Consider the following 17005-nt stretch of genomic DNA (forward strand, 5'->3'; position numbering starts at 1 on the left):
GTCATGCGACTAGCCGATCCCATACGCGAAGGCTTCGTCTTTCGGAGCACCGCCGCCCGCTACGGGTTCGGCGTCGTGGCCGCCTTGTTGGCGATCGCGCTGAGGATGGTGTTCGCGCCATTGATGGGCACGACCGTTCCCTTCGGTCTACCATTCGCCGCGACGCTCGCGACCTGTCTGCTCGCGGGCGCGGGGCCCGCGCTGCTGAGCCTCGGGATCGCGCTTCCGTTCGTCGTCGTCTTGTTCATTCTGCCTGGGGGGAATCCGCCAACGCGGGCCGCGATTCAGGTACTTATCTTCGCCGGCGAGGGGCTCATCGTCGTCTATATGACCTGGCTCATGAACCAGCGACGCCAGATCGCCGAGCAGTCCAACCGAGAGCTGCGCGCCGCGTCCGAAGAGCGCAGGCGCCTGCTAACTGATGAGCAGTTCGACCGCAAACGCGCGGAGTCGGCGAACGCGCAACTGCGTGAATCGGAAGAGCGCTTCCGCCTTACGATCGAGGAGGCGCCAATCGGTATGGCACTCGTCGCTCTCGACGGCCACTTCGTTCGCGTGAACCAGGCGCTTTGCGAGATGACTGGGTACACCACGGACGAACTAGTGCGGCTGACCTTTCAGGACATCACACACCCTGATGACGTCGGCAAGGACGTCGCGCTCGCGCAGAAGCTCTCTCGCGGCGAGCTCACGCGATATCAGTTCGAGAAGCGGTATATCCGGAAGGACAAATCGATCGTGGACGTCATGCTCAGCGTTTCGGTGTTGCGTGCCCCTGACGGAGCAGCGCGCTATTTCATCTCCCAAATCGAAGACATCACCGAACGCAAGCGCGCCGATGAAGCGCTTCGTCTGTCCGAGGCAAAATTCTCAGGCATCGTATCAATCGCCGCCGACGCCATCATCTCGGTCGATGCGAACCAGCGCGTCACGGTGTTCAACGAGGGAGCTGAAAAGATCTTCGGTTATGCCGAGGGCGAAGCGATTGGAATTGCGCTGGAGCAACTCATTCCGGTTCGCTTTCGCGTTCAACACCGCGAACACTTCGCGCGCTTCGCCACGAGCGACGTTCCCGCGAGAGTCATGGGTGAACAGCGAGAGATCTTCGGCCTTCGCAAGAATGGCGAAGAGTTTCCGGCGGAGGGCTCGATCTCGAAAGTCGACGTCGGTGGAGCACGATTCTTCTCGGTCGTACTCCGCGACGTCACATATCGTAAGAAGGTCGAGGCGGCCCTGCAGCACGCGGTGAGCGCGCGCGACGACGTGCTCGGCATCGTGGCGCACGATCTTCGCAATCCGCTCAGCACAATCCTCATGCAGGCGGCGCTACTCGAGCGCGCTGACGCCGAGCCCGAACGGCGTGATCAAAGACCGCGGCTGGTGATCACGCGATCAGCCAAGCGCATGAATCACCTGATCCAAGATCTGCTCGACGTGGCGATGGTCGAAGCGGGACAGATGAAGCTGCATCGAGAGCGGCTCTCTGCGACCGACATCGCGCGGGATGCCGTAGAGGCCCAACGTCCGCATGCAGTTGCGTCCGAGCTCGAGCTGCGCCTCGAGGGGGACGGCGGAACTCACGACGTATGGGGTGATCGAAATCGGTTGCTTCAGGTGTTCGACAACCTGATCGGGAACGCGGTCAAGTTCACGCCGGCAGGCGGACACATCACGGTTCGTACGGCAGCGGAGGGTGAAACGGTCGTGTTCTCCGTTGCCGATTCGGGTCCCGGAATCGCGCCCGAAAGCGTACCACATGTGTTCGACCGATTCTGGCAAGCAGCCACGCGAACGAAGCGCCTCGGCGCTGGTCTTGGTCTTCCCATCACGAAGGGAATCGTCGAAGCACACGGCGGCCGCATCTGGTTGGAGAGCGCTGTCGGGCGCGGTAGCACATTCTTCTTCACAATTCCTTTGTACCGCGACCAGGAACCCGTCCCCGAGCCTAGTAGTACTTGAACGGGAGCAGCTTCGTTGCACTGGTCGTATCGAAGAAGATCATGAGATCAAAGATCTTCGGCAGATACGTCGGGAATGGGGCATTGTGCGACACGTCTGCCACGTGTTGCTCGTCGAAGATGCGGTAGCCAAGCGGGCCTTGAATCCATGCGCCTGGGTCGGACGCTGGAAGTGCCGCGGCCGTTCGTAAATCGACGAGAAAGCCCCACGGGCCAACATGCGCGAACTGGTACTCGTATGATCCGGGCGCGGCGGCACTAATCGCGATTGCACGGACCAAAGGCGTTACCAAAGGATTCGCGAGATCGAACGTGTTGTAGTACCCGAGATTGACCGTGAATCCAAGCGGAACGTAGTCAGCGCCATGTGACTGTCGGAGAAATCCGCCCATCGTGTTCTTGACGGCGTTGATATGCCCGTTGTGCGCCCAGAGAATGATCTTGCCATTCGGACCGACCTGGTTGAGCAGCCAGTCGGCGTTCTCGGCCATGTCGGTGTCGCGATCATTGGGGTTGTTCGTGCAGCAGTTCAGCCGTTCGTTTTGCTGAACGATTCTCGCCGCGTGCAACGCCCGATCGTATGCTGCGCGACCGGACGACGAGACGAACCGTGCTTGGCCGGCGACCATGAGATTGTACACCGAGTCGACGCCCGCCTTACAGATCCCGCCGGCGTTCGTGTACAACGGATGGGGAACGCCGATCGAATCCTGATAGGTCCGATAGCAGGCATACTGCGAACGTTCTATCGCGCGCGCGGCCGGATCGACGCCGGCGAGATAGCTGTCGACGTCGTTCATCGTCACGCGTGAGTACTGCATGTCAAAACCGTAGAAGCTCACGCGCGACGCCGCAGGCCTTGTCGCATTGTACGCGCGCATCCACTCGATCATGTCAAATACTTCCTGTGTGTTCCACGTCCAGAAGTACAGATTGGACAGAAGGACATGCGGGTCACCGGGGCCGCCCTGGACGTAGTCATTGACGCGATTTGCCTCGGCCCACGTTGCTTCAATGGCGAACGTGGTGAACCCCATCTGCTCGACGAGATACCGCACGAGTCGGTGCTTCATGGCAAAGAACTCGTGCGTCCCGTGCGAATCCTCCCCGAGCGCGACGACGTGTGCGTTGCCGATCATTTGTTTGATCGGCGCGAGATCGGAGGCGTCGTCGCTCGGCTCCGCCGTGCGCAGTGTCTTGGCGTTCGCGCGGAGCCATGCCAGGTCGAGAACCGACGCATCTGGAGCGGACGGACCTACAGCGCCTTCGGAGCGACTGGTACACGCTGCAATCAGCGTCGCTGTCATCAGCAACACGACGACGAAGAGCGCTCTCGGAACCAGTCGAACCGCACGAGTGTTTTCGGCTGCTGGTTTCATCTCAATGACTCCGACCGTAAACGATTTTAAGTTCTAGCGCGGCGGCGCCACGAATCGCCGCGACTGTTTTTCATATGAATGCGCGAATGACAGTACTCGCGCGTCGTCGCCCGGCAGCCCCACGACTGAAAGATTCAGCGCGGGCATTCCGTCAGCGCCCATTCCGGCGGGCACTGATACCTCGGGGAGGCCGAGCCAGTTCCCGTAGCCGAGCGCGGTGCGAACGTCAGGCCATGGATCCACGGCGCGCGGAGCGTTGAAGGGCATGGTCGGGTAGACCATCGCGACGACGTTCGCTGCGCGCATTGATGCGCCAAGCGAGGCAACGACCTCGGCGCGTGATCGCGCGAAGGAGCGACCCGCCGGATCGTCGGCCATGGGCTGATCGAGCAGTGGTTCACACTCCTCGAATGTCGCCGGCAGCACGTCGTAGAATTTTCGGAACGCGGGATATCCGCGACGTACTGCGCCGCGTGGGTCGTCGGTTCGACCGGCGAAGTATCGAAGCAATGCGTTCGCGGTTGGTGCCGGGGAGTTGGCGTTGACGGCCACATCGTTGCGGTTGCGCGCGGAGGCGGCAAAAGCATCTCGATAGTTGATGCGCGTTACTGCCACATCAAAGGGCTCGACCGTTGCGCCCGCTTCGCGCAAATCCGCCACTGCGCGATCCCACATCGCCAGCGCTTCGGTACTCATCTGCGTGCGCGGCACGTGCGCGTCGACGATGCCAAGGCGCACGCCGCGCAGTGAATCGTCGCGGAGTGTGGTGAGAGGCGCGCCATTCCACGCAGCAGTCAGTGCGAGCGGATCCGATGCATCTGGGCCACCGATCGCCGAAAGGAGAATGGCGGCGTCAGCCACCGATCGTGCGAGTGGTCCGTGCGTGTCGAGGTATGGCCACGTAGGAATCACGCCGGTGCGTGGAACGAGTCCGAACGTCGGCTTCATTCCTACGACGCCAGTGAACTGTGCCGGGATTCTATTCGAGCCGCCGTCGTCGGTGCCGAGCGCGGCGAAGGCCATTCCGCTTGCGACAGCGACGGCCGAACCTGCACTCGATCCACCGGGAGTACGCGTGCCGGTGCGGTCGTGGGGGTTGAGCACTTGGCCAGTGTGGCTGCTCGTCCCGTTGCCGTGATATGCGAAGTCGTCGGCTGCCGTCTTTCCGAGGACGATTGCGCCCGCGGCGCGCAGACGTGCTATCTCGAGCGCGTCACGTCGAACCGCGTCGGGAAAGAGCTTCGCCCACTCGGCGCTGGAGCCGGTCGTCGGAAGCCCGGACATGTCGTAGATAGCTTTCGCAAATACTGGAACGCCGTCGAGCGGACCACGTGTCTGGTTGGCGCGCAACCGCGCGTCAGCCGCGCGAGCGTCGTCGAGGGCCGTGGCGGAGAGCGCATCGATCGCGTGCCATTGGGCGCCGTTGCTCCGGCATCGCTCGAGCGCGCGAGCGGTCACGTCAGCCGAAGTCCACGCGCCGCGTCGGCGGCCGGCTTGATAGTCGGCGATGGTTCCGTCGAGAGGATCGTCGGCCGCGGCGAAGTTCCAACGCGTGAGCGGGAGTGCAGCAACCGCGGCGAGTTGCGCGAGCGCTTGGCGACGGGAAGGCGACATGGAGGTGAAGATACGGCAAAACCGTCCTGCCGCGAGACTCAGCCGCTGGTCCGATTCGGAATTGCCGTTTGCGGATCACGAATGCGATATTCGAGTCGTCCCCCAGCAAAGCTGGCAGTCGGATGTGAACGTCGGTCTCGGCTGGATCACGCTCACGCCATGGCGAGGCGTCAATTGCAATCGCTCAGCGCGACCGGAGGTAGAGTGGCCGCATCGGTGTTCATTGCTACGAGCCTGGATGGATTCATCGCGCGAACAGACGGCGCACTCGATTGGCTGCCCGAAGGTGGCGGCGAGGATCACGGCTACCACGAGTTCATGGCGACGATCGACGCCCTGGTGATTGGCCGTAAGACATTCGAGACCGTACTGTCGTTTCCCGAGTGGCCATACGGCACGAAGCACGTTGTCGTGCTGACGTCGACTCCGAGCGCCGTGACCGTGCCCGCTGGTGCAAACTGCACGGTGATGTCGGCGACTCCTTCCGAAGTCATCGCGAGGCTCGCGGACTTCGGGCTGCACTCACTGTACATCGATGGCGGCGTGACGATTCAGCGCTTTCTCGAAGCTGGTCTCATTCAACGTCTGATCATCACGCGTATTCCGGTTGTGTTAGGGAGCGGCATTCCGTTGTTCGGCCCCGTGTCGCGCGACATCCGATTCAATCATGTGGCTACGCGCTCATACCAGAGCGGACTGGTGCAGAGCGAATACATGGCCGTGGCAATGGCTGGCGTTACTCCGATCTGAGCGACGTCAGCGGATCGATGCGCGTTGCGCGACGGGCTGGAATCAGACTCGCCGTAGCAGCGACAAGCGTCAGCACCGTACCAACGACGATCAGCACGACTGGATCTCGCGGAGCCACCCCGTATAGAATGGACGACACCACGCCGGTTGTGGCGATCGAGAGCACGAGTCCAACGAACACGCCGGTCCACGCGAGTCTGAGTCCCTGACCGACGACGAGCCGCAGAATTGCGGGCAGCCGCGCTCCGAGTGCGACGCGCACGCCGATCTCGCGGGTCCGCTGCGCCACCGAATACGATACGACGCCATAGACACCGACAGTCGCGAGCACCAATGCAAGCAGGCCGAACACCAGTGCTACCGCGGATCCGAGGCGCGTGAACAGAAGTGCCTGCCCATTTCGCAGATGCTCGTCCATCGTACGCATGTCGAATACTGGGAGTGTTCGATCGACGTTCGTGATCGCCTCATGCAACGCCGGCGCAACCAGCGCCGGATCCGGTGCGGTGTGCACGAGCAACGTCATTTCGGCGCGATACGCCTGTGCGAGCGGTCGAAAGACGTACGGTCGGGGAGACTCGCCGAGTATGATATCCTGCATGTTGGCGACGACGCCGATGATCTCGATGATCGGGCCGTTGGCGTTGCCAGTGTGGTAGCGCTTTCCGACTGCTGTCTCACCAGGCCAGATCGTTTTCGCGAACGCTTCGTTGACGATCGCCGCCGCGGGCGCGCGCGCGTCGTCACGTTCAGTGAACGCACGTCCTTGCAGCAGCGCAATTCCCATTGTTCCGAAGTAGTCACCGGCTACGACGTTGTTGAAATAGCCGAACCCGTTTGCCGGAACGGTCACACCGGATGCGATCGGGATGATTGCCTCCGTCTCACGGTTGTAGCCGAAGGGCAGGAATTGCGCGAGCGCAACCGAGCGCACTCCCGGTACGACCGCTGCGTGACGAAGGATGTCGTCGTATGTCGCGCGACCGCGGACGCTGTCGAAGCTCTGCTTTCGCAGCGACGTCGACATCATTGCCAGATGATCGGTGCGAAATCCAAAACTCATGCTCGCAGCGTTGGCAGAGCTGCGCACGAACAGCCCGGCGCACACGAGTACGACCACCGAGACGGCGATCTGGCCGACGACGAGCGCCGAACGCATGCGTCGATGGCTGGAAGAAGCGGAGTTGCCCGTTCCGGACTTGAGCAGGTCATTGAGGTTCCGCTTTCGCGCGGCGGATGCCGGGGCAATGCTCGTTGCGAGCGCCGTCAACAGCGTGGCTGCCGCTGTGAATGCGACCACTCGCATGTTGAGCCCAACCCCCCAGCGTATGGGAATGTCCGTGGCGAAGTGAATGGACTCGACCGCCTGCAGTGCCGCATAGGCAACCGCGACTGCTCCGATACCACCGAGCAGAGCAAGTAGCGAGCATTCGACGAACACCTGGCGGACCAGCCGCCACTGACTCGCGCCGATTGCCGCACGAATCGCCATGTCTCGTCCGCGCACGACTACCCGGGCGAGCAAGAGGCTAGCAACGTTGGCGCAGGCAACGAGCAGCACCAGCACGACGAGCGTCATGAACACCGTTGCGACCGCTGGCGTGACGTTCGACACCGCAACACTCGGCCGGGCATATCGCTCTGGAAAGAGCACTGCGCCGACGCCTTTGTTCGTCGTGGGGTATGCGCGTTCCAGCTGACGAGCTTTGAGGCGAACCGCTTCTTTCGCCGCGGAGATCGAGACGCCCGAGCGGAGCCGGCCGAACACGCTCGCGGCGATCGCCCCGCGATCCTCTAGCGTCTTCCCGTAGGCGGGCCACACCTGATTGAACACGGCGACGCCATCGATGTCGACGATCGGTCGGACACCGTGAAATTCTGGAGGCATCACGCCGATGACGGTGACCGGGTGATCGTTGATGCGAACAACCCGACCAACAACGGACGAATCGCCAGCGAAGTGCGCTTTCCACGATTTGTACGTGAGCACGAGCGACGGGTGTGCGAGAATACCGTCGTCGTCGCGAGGCGAAAATGTTCGGCCGATCATGGCAGGCAGGCCGAGTACGGAGAAATAGTTCGGCGTGCCATCGTCGACCCACAGACGGTCGGCACCGCGATCTGTATTCAGTTCAACGATGCGGGTCGTGTAGCCGGCCAATGACGCGAAGACGGCAGTGTCCGCGCGAAAATCACGGAAGTCTGGAAAGGAAAGATCGTGCGGTTGTAGAAGATCCGTCTCTGTTCGACCGAGGACGACGAGGTCGCTCGTGTGTACGCCGGGGAGTGGGCGGAAGAGATACGCGTCGACCACGCTATACATTGCGCTCGTCACACCAATGCCGAGCGATAGCGTCAGTGTCACGACGGCAACGAGGCCGGGGCTGCGCCGGAGCGATCGCAGAGCTACGCGTGAGTCGCGCACGAGATCTGTCAACAGATTCGCGCGGCGTTCGTCGGCAGCGTGTCGCTCGTCCATCGCGCGCAGCGTGTGGCGCGCGCGCTCGACGTCGCCGAACTCACGCAACGCCTGTGTGCGTGCCGTAGAGGGTTCGATGCCAGCGTCGCACAGCTCCTGAGTGCGCGCGTCGACGTGGAACGACAGCTCGGCGTCGACGTCAGCGGCGACATTCGCGCGCCAGAAGCGGACATAGCGATGCCACTTTGGTGAATCGGAGTCGGACATCTGTGGCCTCACGACGGTTGGACGGTGGCGTGAATGACCTTGGTGACCGCGCTCGAGTAGCGGTCCCAACTCGTCGCACGTGCGCGGAGTTGCTGCCGGCCCCTAGTGGTGAGCGTGTAGTATTTGGCGCGGCGCTTGTTCTCGGTGAGTCCCCAATCGGCATCGATGAGGCCGCGATGCGCCATGCGGTGGAGCGCCGGGTAGAGCGCGCTGTCTTCGATCTGGAGGACGTCTTCGGTGGTGTGGCGAATCCATTTCGCCACACCAAAGCCGTGCATCGCGCCCCACGAGAGGGCTTTGAGGATCATGACGTCGAGCGTGCCCTGGAGGAGATCGAGGTCGGGCGACGCGTCGGCACGAGCGGGAGATTTTGTCGGCAAGGCAAGTACCCTCAGGAAGTGAGGGTACTATTCGCTTGTTACCCTCAGATGTCAAGGGGAACGTTTTGTTGCCGGATGTTAGTCGTGCTTGGCCTTCGCCTTTGGATACTTGTCGACGATGTGATCGACTGCCTCGCGAAGGTTCTTCTCGTACTTGTCGACGTCGTCCGAGACCGGCACAACCGTTTGACCACGCCAGAGGAGCAGGTGCGTCTTGGGCTGAAGCACGTCGACGACGACCGTTCCTTTGGGGAACTTCGTCTTATCCTTCAGCTTGGGAAGATTCTTCCAATCGTAATCGTGCGTGTAACCGGAGATGTCGAGTTCCGGATCCGAGCTCGCGTACACAGCGACGTCGACGTCTGCGCCGTTCGACTCCATTCGATAGCCGCGATTGCCGAACGATGTGTGTACCTGCTCGATGATCGCATGGCGCGTCGGGGAGTCGGCGCGACGCGGATCATTCGCCGGTGGCGGCGGCGGATCGCCCCACCACGGATACGCTACGTAGCCGAAGGTGGTGTAGGTCGCCGGATACCAGGCCGGGCCGTACACCGTCTCGACCGGACCGACGTAATAGCCGGAGCTGTATCCACCGTGAGAGCAGCCGGTCGCGACTACACCGAGTGTCGCGACCGAGAGCGCAGACACGAGCGCTAGCCGCGAGCGGCGAGCGAAGGTCGTGTTCATTCGAGTTTCCTCCTCATTCCGGATGAGCCGCGCACGGCGCGGCACGAGTGTCATGAGGGGGGCCGACGGCAATCGATGCTCCACACCAAACGTTCCGCGGCGATGGTCGTGCGCCGCGTCAGTTTCTTAGCGGCGCGTCGATGAGGTCGGTGAATCCGACTCGGCGGCGAGCGTCCGCAGGTCTCGCGCGAGTTGATCCATCTCTATCGGCAGCGTCCCAGCGTACACACCGCGAATTCGTCGCTCGCCGTCAATGAGAAGAATCGATTCGGTGTGCGCGATCGTGGACACTCCATACGTCGATCCGTCACCGAGTTGCACGAAGTATGAATCTTTGGCAAGACGCTCGACGTCGGCACGTGCACCAGCCAGGAGATGCCAGCGCCCGTCTTCGATACCCCGACTCGTCGCGTAGGCGCGAAGCGCCGCGACGGAGTCGCGTTCGGGAATGACGTTGTAGCTGAGCACCTGTATTCGATCGTTACCCTTCAGGTCCGCGAGTACTTTGGCGACGTTGCGCGTGGTCGTCGGACAGACGTCGGCACACTTGGTGTAGAAGAAGTGTGCAATGGTCAGTCGCCCGTCGAGCGAACCGACATCGATCGTTTGGCCGCTCTGATCGACCATGCTGAAGTCGCCGACGCGATGCATCTCTGGCGCCCGTGCGACGCTCGGCGACAACCACTCCGGCGTCATGCTAGCGCTTCGGAAATACGGGAGCGACGATGACTGCCCGTGACAGGCACCGATAAGCGCGAGAAGCGCGAGCATTCTCATTTGACGCTCGCGCTATCTCGTCCGGTGCATCCCGTCGAGCCGAGGAGCCCGAAGCGCCGACCATCGCGAACGACGTAATTCGAGCGGATGGTTCCGTCGGCGTTCCACATTTGCTGCGCGCCAATCTCCTGGCCGTGAACGTGATTGAATGACGTTCGCAGCCGACCGTCGCGATACCATTGACGTTGGCTTCCTTCGCTGAATCCTGCGCGGTAGTGGTAGACGAAGAGCGGCTCTCCTGTGTCGTACCAACCGCGGTGCTCGCCGTCTTCGCGGCCGTCGCGATAGCTTCGCGTGTACTCGGGTGCACCGTTCTCGTACCAGCCGCGAGCGATTCCGTCGAGCTTGTCACCGCGATAGTGCGCTTCGCGCTTCAATCGACCGTCGGCGTAGTGCTCCGTCACGACGTGCAGCGGCGTGCGCGTACCGTTGAAGCTCGTTGCGAGGGCAACGCTCGCGAAGGCAACGTTGAGGATGCGACCGAAGGGTATCACCGACTCACCATTCCCGGAGCGCCTGCGAATCCGCTACCGTTGATGTACGGCGCATCACCAGTTGTGTGATAGTGATAGATCCCGGCGGGAAAGTCCTTCGTTGCTGTCGTGTGCCCGTGAGCTGCATCCAGCTCAGAGGTAGCGACTGCTCGGCCGTTCTCCATTGGGCCGTAAACGGGATAGCCATCGAGCAGTACGCCAACCAGCGCTTCCCGTGACGCGCGCGTGAGATAGACCGGTTCGACGTGATAGTGATAGAGTCCGGCGTTCTCGGGATGTCCACTGTATTGATCGAACGAATTGATCTCGCCGGTCAGTGGCTGATTGTTCCCCGCGTACTGGTTGAAGATCGCGACGCCATTGGTGGCTATCCCGATTGGTCCGAGTGGCGTTGGGGATGGCGTCGTCAACTTCGATGGCGTTACCGGAATCCGGAACGTGAGCTGCTGCTCGCGAATCGTATTCGGGTTGATTTGAAACGCGGGGTTCGTCCCGTTGTACTTCTCGTACTTGGCGTTTCCCGCACCGAAGTAAGGACTGTTGTGATCTGGAACGCCCTTGGTCGCGATGACGACATAGTTGCCGTCTCGCGTGATGGTGACGCCATTCCCAAACGCTTTGAAGAGATCGGGAACGCCGGCTCCGATCGTCGTGGGCGTATCGGGCGTCACACTACTCGATGTAGGGGCGGAGCTGCTACAGGACGCGACAAGTGTCGCGAGGACAAATAGAGTCGGAAGCCGCATCGCTGATCCGGATTGCCTGGTCACTGTTGGCCTGCTTCACCGAAATAGACCGGATGTCGACGCGATGCATTCCACGTCCCAAGATCATCCACCGCATCTTCAGGTGGTTCGCGACAACTCCCGTGCTTCGTCCGCGGTCAACATTCGCCAGGCACCCTTCGGCAGGTCGCCGAGGACCAGCGGCCCGACGGCGACGCGCACCAGGCGCAGGACGTCCACGCCGACTTCGGCGAAGATCCGACGCAGCTGTCGATTCCTCCCCTCGTCGAGCACGACCTCGAACCAAGCACCGCTCCGCGATCCTGTCCGCAGCAACGAGATCGCTTTCACTTCGAGCCGTTCTCCCGTTGCCTGTTCGACGACGCCGGCGGCGACTCGCGTCAACACGGTGTCCAGCGCTGTACCGCGCACCTGAACGTGATACACCTTGTCGACGTGCGACGCCGGATCGAGCAAGCGCGCGGACCAACGTGAATCGTTGGTCAGGAGCAGAAGCCCCTCACTCGCCTTGTCGAGTCGCCCAACAGGCGCGACGAACGGCAACGCGGCATCACGCAAGCATTCGTAGATGGTAGGCCGGCCTTGCGGGTCGTCCGCCGTCGTCACGAGGCCGCGCGGCTTGTTCAACATCACGTAGACCTGCTCGACGCGAGTGACCGGAGCGCCGTCGACTTCGATGACGTCGCGCTCCGGCCGAATGCGCAGCGACACGTCACGAACGATGCTGCCGTTGACGCGCACCTTGCCGGCCTCGACGAGTCGCTCGCCTTGCGCACGAGAGCAAAAGCCCAGCTTCGAGAGCGCACGCGGCACGCTCACCAGACCACGTTCTCCAGCGGTCGCTTTCGGAGCGTGTGGGCTGATTGGTCGGCCGTGTTTCTCTGGTCGCTTCATGAGATGCAAGATGACGTGGACGTCCAGTGTCCGTTAGCTTGCCCGCCATGCCGCCGCTCACCCCTCCTGCGCCTCGCCCTCGGCGCGTCGTCGTCATTGGTGCCGGAGCGGCCGGTTCCATGGCCGCGATCTTCGCCGCGAAGGCGGGCGCGAAGACAACCCTCTTGGAGCGGACTCGCGAGGGTGGCCGCAAGATTCTCATCAGTGGCGGCGGTCGGTGCAACGTTCTGCCGATGCGTCTCGACGAATCGCGCTTCGTCACCGATTCGTCGGCGAACGCGCTCCGAAAGATGCTGCGGGCGTGGCCGCTGCGAGAACAGATTCTGTTCTTCGAGGACGAGCTTCGATTGCCGCTCGTCGAGGAAACGGAATCATCGAAGCTGTTTCCTATGTCGAACAGGGCGCGTGACGTGCGCGATGGGCTGCTCGCGTACGCGAAGCGCGCGGGGGCAACGCTGCGCACAGAGACCCTCGTCACCGGCTTCGGTCCGCACGAGAGCGGTTGGCGCGTCGAGTTCGACAACGCGTTGCCGATCGATGCCGACGCGCTGATCGTCGCAACGGGCGGCCTATCGGTTCCAAATACCGGCAGCGACGGGCTCGGGCTACGCGAGCTCGCGCGACTCGGCCACGTCGTGAATCCGGTGTACGCGGCGCTGACTCCCATCACTGCGACTGACTCGCCATTCGCCGAGTTGAGCGGCGTGTCGTTGCGCGTGACGCTTTCGGCGCGCGATACGGCGGCGAAGCGCGAGGCGACGGCGACTGGCGGTTTCCTGTTCACGCATCAGGGCTACAGCGGTCCGTCGGTGCTCGACGTGTCGCACGTCGTCGTGCGTTCGCGCGCCGAGACATCAGCGTCAGCGCGTCTCACCGCCCAGTGGACCGAGCTCGGTGCCGCCGAGTGGGAGGAGGCGCTGCGTCCGCAGGGGAACCGAACTGTCACCGGCGCATTGCGCGCGTTGCCCGATCGCCTGGCAGCGGTACTGCTGACAATCGCGAAGGTGGATCCGGCGCGTCTACTCGCTGAGCTTCGGCGAGATGAGCGTGTTCGCCTGATCGAGACGCTGGTCGCGTGCCCTCTGCCGTGGACGGGCGATGAGGGTTATAAAAAGGCAGAAGTAACGGGCGGCGGTTTGAGTCTGGCCGAAGTGGAGCCGCGCACGATGGAAAGTCGGCGGCACCCAGGGCTGCACATCTGCGGCGAAGTTCTCGACGCGTTCGGGCCAGTGGGTGGCTACAACTTCTTCTGGGCTTGGGCGACCGGGCGAGCCGCCGGACTTGGTGCGGCAGCGCCCGGCGGAGCGTCTATAGTTCTCTAATACGACGGCTCAGGGCCGAGCGGTGTCGCTCTTCCAGAAATCGATACCACCTGCCTGTTGCCCGACTTCAACGCTCGCGACTTTCGTCAGCGTCGTGAGGTCGATGACGTCAACGGTACCTGGCTGCGATCCGGTCCCTTCGACCGAGATGAAGGCGTATCGGTCATCGTCCGAGACCGCGACGCCATGCACGACCTTTCGCGTCGTCTGAATGCGCGCGAGCTCCTTGCCGCTCGCGACGTCGATCACAGACACGGACTGATCGCGCTTGTTGGTGCCGATCAGCTTCTTTCCGTCGTGAGTGAGCCCGAGGTTGTACACGCCGGGACCGGCGGGAATACGGCGCGCGAGCGTCCATGTGTTCGCGTCGATCTCGACGATCTCGCTCGACTTGTTGCACGCGACCCACACTCGTGAGCCGTCGGCCGACGGCTGCGCCCAGGTTGGCGAACAGGAAACGTCGCCGGGCTTCGGTGGTTCCATGCCGTGTCCGCCCATGTCATGTCCAGCCATCGACACGTTTGCGTCGGCGGTTCGGCGCGGCGGTGCGCCGGTCATTCCCATTTCCTTGCCCTTGGTGAGCAGGAAGTGGCGCGACACCGCGACCGTCCGCGCATCGATTTCAACAAGCATCTCGTCCATCATGCACGCTGAGTATTGGTGCGTGCCGTCGCCGCTGAAGCGTGATCCGTGCGGCATTGTGCAGGTGGGAATGCGCGCGATTTCCACCATCTCGTCAGTCGCAACGACGGACACGTCGCTCGTGACCATGTCGCCGTGCAAGTTGAAGTTCACGACGTACACGTAGTAGCCATTCGGCGACACTTGCATTGTCGCCGGAAAATTCCCGAGCATCACAGTTCCTTCGGCCGCGTTCGTCTCCGCGTTGAACTTCAGGAGCCGGCCGAAGGGTGTTCCATGTGCGGTCGATACGAAGTAATGCTTTTTGTCCGGCGTAACAGCGACGCCGTGCGGGCCAGCTAGTTCAGTCGGTGCCCAGCCAACGTATCGCTCGCGCTCGACCACTGCGCCCTTTGGGCCGAAGCGGATGAGCGCGACGCGATCGACCGACTCGCTGGCGACGAAGACGTAGTAGTCGCGCGAAGGACGAGAAACGAGCGACGACTGAGGGACCGCGGCAGGAGCCTGAGCTCGGAGCGTGGCGCCCGTCGTCGTGATAGCAAGGACGCCAACGGCAGCGACCCCTCTCAGAAATCCTGCCATCATGGAACCACCTTTGGCTTCGGCTCGATGCGAACGATGAACAGCCCCGTGTTGAAGTCGTTCACATACGAGAGTCCATTCTTCACGACGACGCCCCATGTCATCGTCGAGTTCGGAATGAATCCCTTGATGTCCGTCGGATTGACGTGCGCGATCTCACGCTGTTGGGCGCGAAGGTCGCCACGCAGTTCGCCAGAGATGTCGAACGCACGAAACCCCGCGTTGTAAGCGCCCATGTACAGGGTGTCGCCAGCAACCCACACGTTGTGCACACCGCCGTACTCGGGCTCATAGAATGCAACCGACTTCGGATGGAAGATGTCGGACACGTCGAGCACCTGAAGTCGGCCGTACGCGCGAGCCGGCTGCTTGGCGAACAGCTTTGCTTCGTCCGAGTTTGCGAACACTTCGTCGGCGATGAACACGTAGTTCTTGTGACGCCACGCCGTGTGTGTGCCGCGAACGTAGCCCGGACCGTCGACGCTCTCGACCTGCTTGTACAGCGCGTTCAGGTCGTACTTGTACTGTGACACGAATTGCGGGTTCGACGGTGAGCCGCCCTTGATTCCACTCCCAATGTCGAGAATCACGAGACCGTCGTTCCACCAGCTGCCGTACAGCAGACCGTCGCGCACGTCGATGTCGTGGAGCATGCGGCCCGCGTCGGAGCGCGGCGTCTTCCACATCGCGACCTGCTTGGGATGCGCGGGATCGTTGATGTCGATGACGTGAAGCGCGCCCGTACCATCGTTCGTGAGATACACGTGCGTGCCGTACTTCGGTTGCGTGTAGATGTACGCCGAGTGCACGCCGGCCGTGACGCCATCAGTGAAGGCACCAACGATCTTTGGGTGCAGCGGATCGTCGAGCGTCGCGACGACGATGCCGTTCTTGCGGTCGTCAGCGCCCTCGCGCGTGATCACCATCACCTTGCCGTCTTCCGACGTCATCACGTCGTTGATCACGCGAGCATTGACGGTGACGGAATCGACGATCGTTGGTGTTGCCGGGTTCGACACGTCGAGCACGTAGACGCGATCGCCACCGAGGTGCGTGCCGAGGTAGGCGACTTTGCCGTTCGGGTGCACCCATACTTCGGATGTGGGGAACGTCGAGCGCACGAGCGAACCGACGACGGTTGCCGGCCGACGCACATCGCGCGGCGTCAGCGTCACCGTTGTCTGCGCCGAGCGTTGGCCGACGAGGGCGGTCACCGTGTAGGTGCCGGCGTCGTAGCCGACGAACGCTCCATCGGCGTCGATCGCGCCTTGGCCCGGCGCTAGCGCCCACGTGGGCGACAGGCCATCGATGGATTTGCCGGCTGCGTCCTTTACGGAAAGTTTGAAACGAATCACGTCGCCGGTGCGCGCGGTTGGCGATGAAGGCGTGAGCGATACTGTGCCGACGTTTGCGGGAAGCACGTCGACCTTCATCGTCTGGCGCACACCACCGCTCGATGCGGTGATCGTTGCCGTGCCCGTGCCCATCGCAACCACTTCACCGGTCGCACCGACGCGAGCGATGGCCGGAGCGGAACTGTTCCAGGTCACCATGTCTGCGCGTGAATCGCCGGCTTTCGAAAGGACCATCGCGCGGAGGGAGTACGACTGTCCGGCGAGCAGCTTTAACGCTTGTGGAGAAACGGTGATCGACGCCGCAGGTCCGGCGACCACCGCGACGTTCACCTTGGTGATTACTGGTTTGTCGCCGCCGACAATTGCCGTCACGACCACGGGAATCGTGCCGACGGAGCCGGCAGAGACGAGCCCCTTGTCGTCGACGGTTCCTTCGAATTGCGCGGCAGTTTGCTGAAACTTGATCACGGCGCCCGATACCGGACGGCCCGTTGCATCGACTGCCTCAGCGCGGAGGCGCATCGAGTCACCAGCGACCACACGTGGTGATGCTGGAATCACGTTCACGCGCACTGCGGATTGCGCGGCGAGAACGGATGGAAGGAACAGAGCGGCGGCGAGTGCGAGGCGCATGTTCGCTGTGGGTTTGGGGGGATCATCGAACATAGGAGTTTGCATACGATCCCGTCAGGCCGACAGGCGCGCTGTCCGGCCAAGATTCAGATGGAAACCATCC

14 protein-coding genes are annotated in these 17005 nt (G+C 62.5%); 3 read left to right on the plus strand and 11 right to left on the minus strand.

What is annotated here, in order from left to right; genetic code table 11:
* Nucleotides 1-3: 3 nt before the first annotated feature.
* Nucleotides 4-1959: a PAS domain S-box protein gene (locus AC6H4Z_RS00745; protein ID WP_497544814.1), complete on the plus strand. Its 1956-nt coding sequence runs from the start codon at nucleotides 4-6 to the stop codon at nucleotides 1957-1959.
* On the opposite strand, the gene AC6H4Z_RS00750 is transcribed toward AC6H4Z_RS00745, so the two are convergent.
* Together AC6H4Z_RS00750 and AC6H4Z_RS00755 are read right to left on the minus strand one after the other, a co-directional pair.
* Nucleotides 1946-3337, minus strand: coding sequence for an erythromycin esterase family protein (locus AC6H4Z_RS00750; RefSeq protein ID WP_497544815.1), 1392 nt, complete (start codon nucleotides 3335-3337; stop codon nucleotides 1946-1948). The two genes, AC6H4Z_RS00745 and AC6H4Z_RS00750, sit on opposite strands and share 14 nt — an antisense overlap.
* Nucleotides 3338-3370: 33 nt before the next feature.
* The gene (locus tag AC6H4Z_RS00755; RefSeq protein ID WP_497544817.1) at nucleotides 3371-4951 is read right to left on the minus strand and encodes an amidase; all 1581 of its coding nucleotides are present in this window, start codon (nucleotides 4949-4951) and stop codon (nucleotides 3371-3373) included.
* Nucleotides 4952-5155: 204 nt separating this feature from the next.
* Between AC6H4Z_RS00755 and AC6H4Z_RS00760 the strand changes: the two genes are divergently transcribed.
* Nucleotides 5156-5701, plus strand: a complete 546-nt coding sequence (locus tag AC6H4Z_RS00760) for a dihydrofolate reductase family protein (protein ID WP_497544818.1) — start codon at nucleotides 5156-5158, stop codon at nucleotides 5699-5701.
* On the opposite strand, the gene AC6H4Z_RS00765 is transcribed toward AC6H4Z_RS00760, so the two are convergent.
* The 7 genes from AC6H4Z_RS00765 to AC6H4Z_RS00795 form a co-directional block, all read right to left on the minus strand.
* Entirely contained in the window at nucleotides 5688-8387 is a 2700-nt protein-coding gene (locus tag AC6H4Z_RS00765; RefSeq protein WP_497544819.1) for an ABC transporter permease, read from the minus strand. The genes AC6H4Z_RS00760 and AC6H4Z_RS00765 overlap by 14 nt on opposite strands.
* A gap of 8 nt (nucleotides 8388-8395) precedes the next feature.
* Nucleotides 8396-8767, minus strand: a complete 372-nt coding sequence (locus AC6H4Z_RS00770) for a PadR family transcriptional regulator (RefSeq protein ID WP_497544821.1) — start codon at nucleotides 8765-8767, stop codon at nucleotides 8396-8398.
* 78 nt (nucleotides 8768-8845) lie between these two features.
* Nucleotides 8846-9457, minus strand: a complete 612-nt coding sequence (locus tag AC6H4Z_RS00775) for a DUF4136 domain-containing protein (RefSeq protein WP_497544822.1) — start codon at nucleotides 9455-9457, stop codon at nucleotides 8846-8848.
* 126 nt (nucleotides 9458-9583) lie between these two features.
* Nucleotides 9584-10234, minus strand: a complete 651-nt coding sequence (locus tag AC6H4Z_RS00780) for an SCO family protein (protein ID WP_497544823.1) — start codon at nucleotides 10232-10234, stop codon at nucleotides 9584-9586.
* Nucleotides 10231-10728 carry a toxin-antitoxin system YwqK family antitoxin gene (locus AC6H4Z_RS00785; RefSeq protein ID WP_497544824.1) on the minus strand — a complete coding sequence of 166 codons (498 nt, stop codon included), beginning with the start codon at nucleotides 10726-10728 and terminating at the stop codon, nucleotides 10231-10233. The genes AC6H4Z_RS00780 and AC6H4Z_RS00785 overlap by 4 nt, the downstream gene beginning before the upstream one ends.
* Nucleotides 10725-11399: a YHYH protein gene (locus AC6H4Z_RS00790; RefSeq protein ID WP_497544825.1), complete on the minus strand. Its 675-nt coding sequence runs from the start codon at nucleotides 11397-11399 to the stop codon at nucleotides 10725-10727. The genes AC6H4Z_RS00785 and AC6H4Z_RS00790 overlap by 4 nt, the downstream gene beginning before the upstream one ends.
* 174 nt (nucleotides 11400-11573) lie before the next feature.
* Nucleotides 11574-12368: a pseudouridine synthase gene (locus AC6H4Z_RS00795; protein ID WP_497544826.1), complete on the minus strand. Its 795-nt coding sequence runs from the start codon at nucleotides 12366-12368 to the stop codon at nucleotides 11574-11576.
* A 47-nt stretch (nucleotides 12369-12415) separates the two neighbouring features.
* Between AC6H4Z_RS00795 and AC6H4Z_RS00800 the strand changes: the two genes are divergently transcribed.
* Entirely contained in the window at nucleotides 12416-13690 is a 1275-nt protein-coding gene (locus AC6H4Z_RS00800) for a BaiN/RdsA family NAD(P)/FAD-dependent oxidoreductase (protein ID WP_497544827.1), read from the plus strand.
* A gap of 9 nt (nucleotides 13691-13699) precedes the next feature.
* Here AC6H4Z_RS00800 and AC6H4Z_RS00805 read toward each other — a convergent pair whose 3' ends face one another.
* Together AC6H4Z_RS00805 and AC6H4Z_RS00810 are read right to left on the minus strand one after the other, a co-directional pair.
* Complete coding sequence (locus AC6H4Z_RS00805; RefSeq protein ID WP_497544828.1) at nucleotides 13700-14914, minus strand: YncE family protein; 1215 nt, start codon at nucleotides 14912-14914, stop codon at nucleotides 13700-13702.
* Nucleotides 14914-16935, minus strand: a complete 2022-nt coding sequence (locus AC6H4Z_RS00810; RefSeq protein ID WP_497544829.1) for an Ig-like domain-containing protein — start codon at nucleotides 16933-16935, stop codon at nucleotides 14914-14916. Before AC6H4Z_RS00810 ends, AC6H4Z_RS00805 begins: the two co-directional genes overlap by 1 nt.
* Nucleotides 16936-17005: the final 70 nt, after the last annotated feature.

This window comes from Leucogemmata humicola, assembly GCF_055379415.1.

Coding starts and splice junctions, on each gene's coding strand:
- AC6H4Z_RS00745 (WP_497544814.1), top strand. CDS start 4: ATGCGACTAGCCGATCCCATACGCGAAGGCTTCGTCTTTCGGAGCACC.
- AC6H4Z_RS00750 (WP_497544815.1), bottom strand. CDS start 3,337: ATGAAACCAGCAGCCGAAAACACTCGTGCGGTTCGACTGGTTCCGAGA.
- AC6H4Z_RS00755 (WP_497544817.1), bottom strand. CDS start 4,951: ATGTCGCCTTCCCGTCGCCAAGCGCTCGCGCAACTCGCCGCGGTTGCT.
- AC6H4Z_RS00765 (WP_497544819.1), bottom strand. CDS start 8,387: ATGTCCGACTCCGATTCACCAAAGTGGCATCGCTATGTCCGCTTCTGG.
- AC6H4Z_RS00775 (WP_497544822.1), bottom strand. CDS start 9,457: ATGAACACGACCTTCGCTCGCCGCTCGCGGCTAGCGCTCGTGTCTGCG.
- AC6H4Z_RS00780 (WP_497544823.1), bottom strand. CDS start 10,234: ATGAGAATGCTCGCGCTTCTCGCGCTTATCGGTGCCTGTCACGGGCAG.
- AC6H4Z_RS00795 (WP_497544826.1), bottom strand. CDS start 12,368: ATGAAGCGACCAGAGAAACACGGCCGACCAATCAGCCCACACGCTCCG.
- AC6H4Z_RS00800 (WP_497544827.1), top strand. CDS start 12,416: ATGCCGCCGCTCACCCCTCCTGCGCCTCGCCCTCGGCGCGTCGTCGTC.
- AC6H4Z_RS00805 (WP_497544828.1), bottom strand. CDS start 14,914: ATGGCAGGATTTCTGAGAGGGGTCGCTGCCGTTGGCGTCCTTGCTATC.
- AC6H4Z_RS00810 (WP_497544829.1), bottom strand. CDS start 16,935: ATGTTCGATGATCCCCCCAAACCCACAGCGAACATGCGCCTCGCACTC.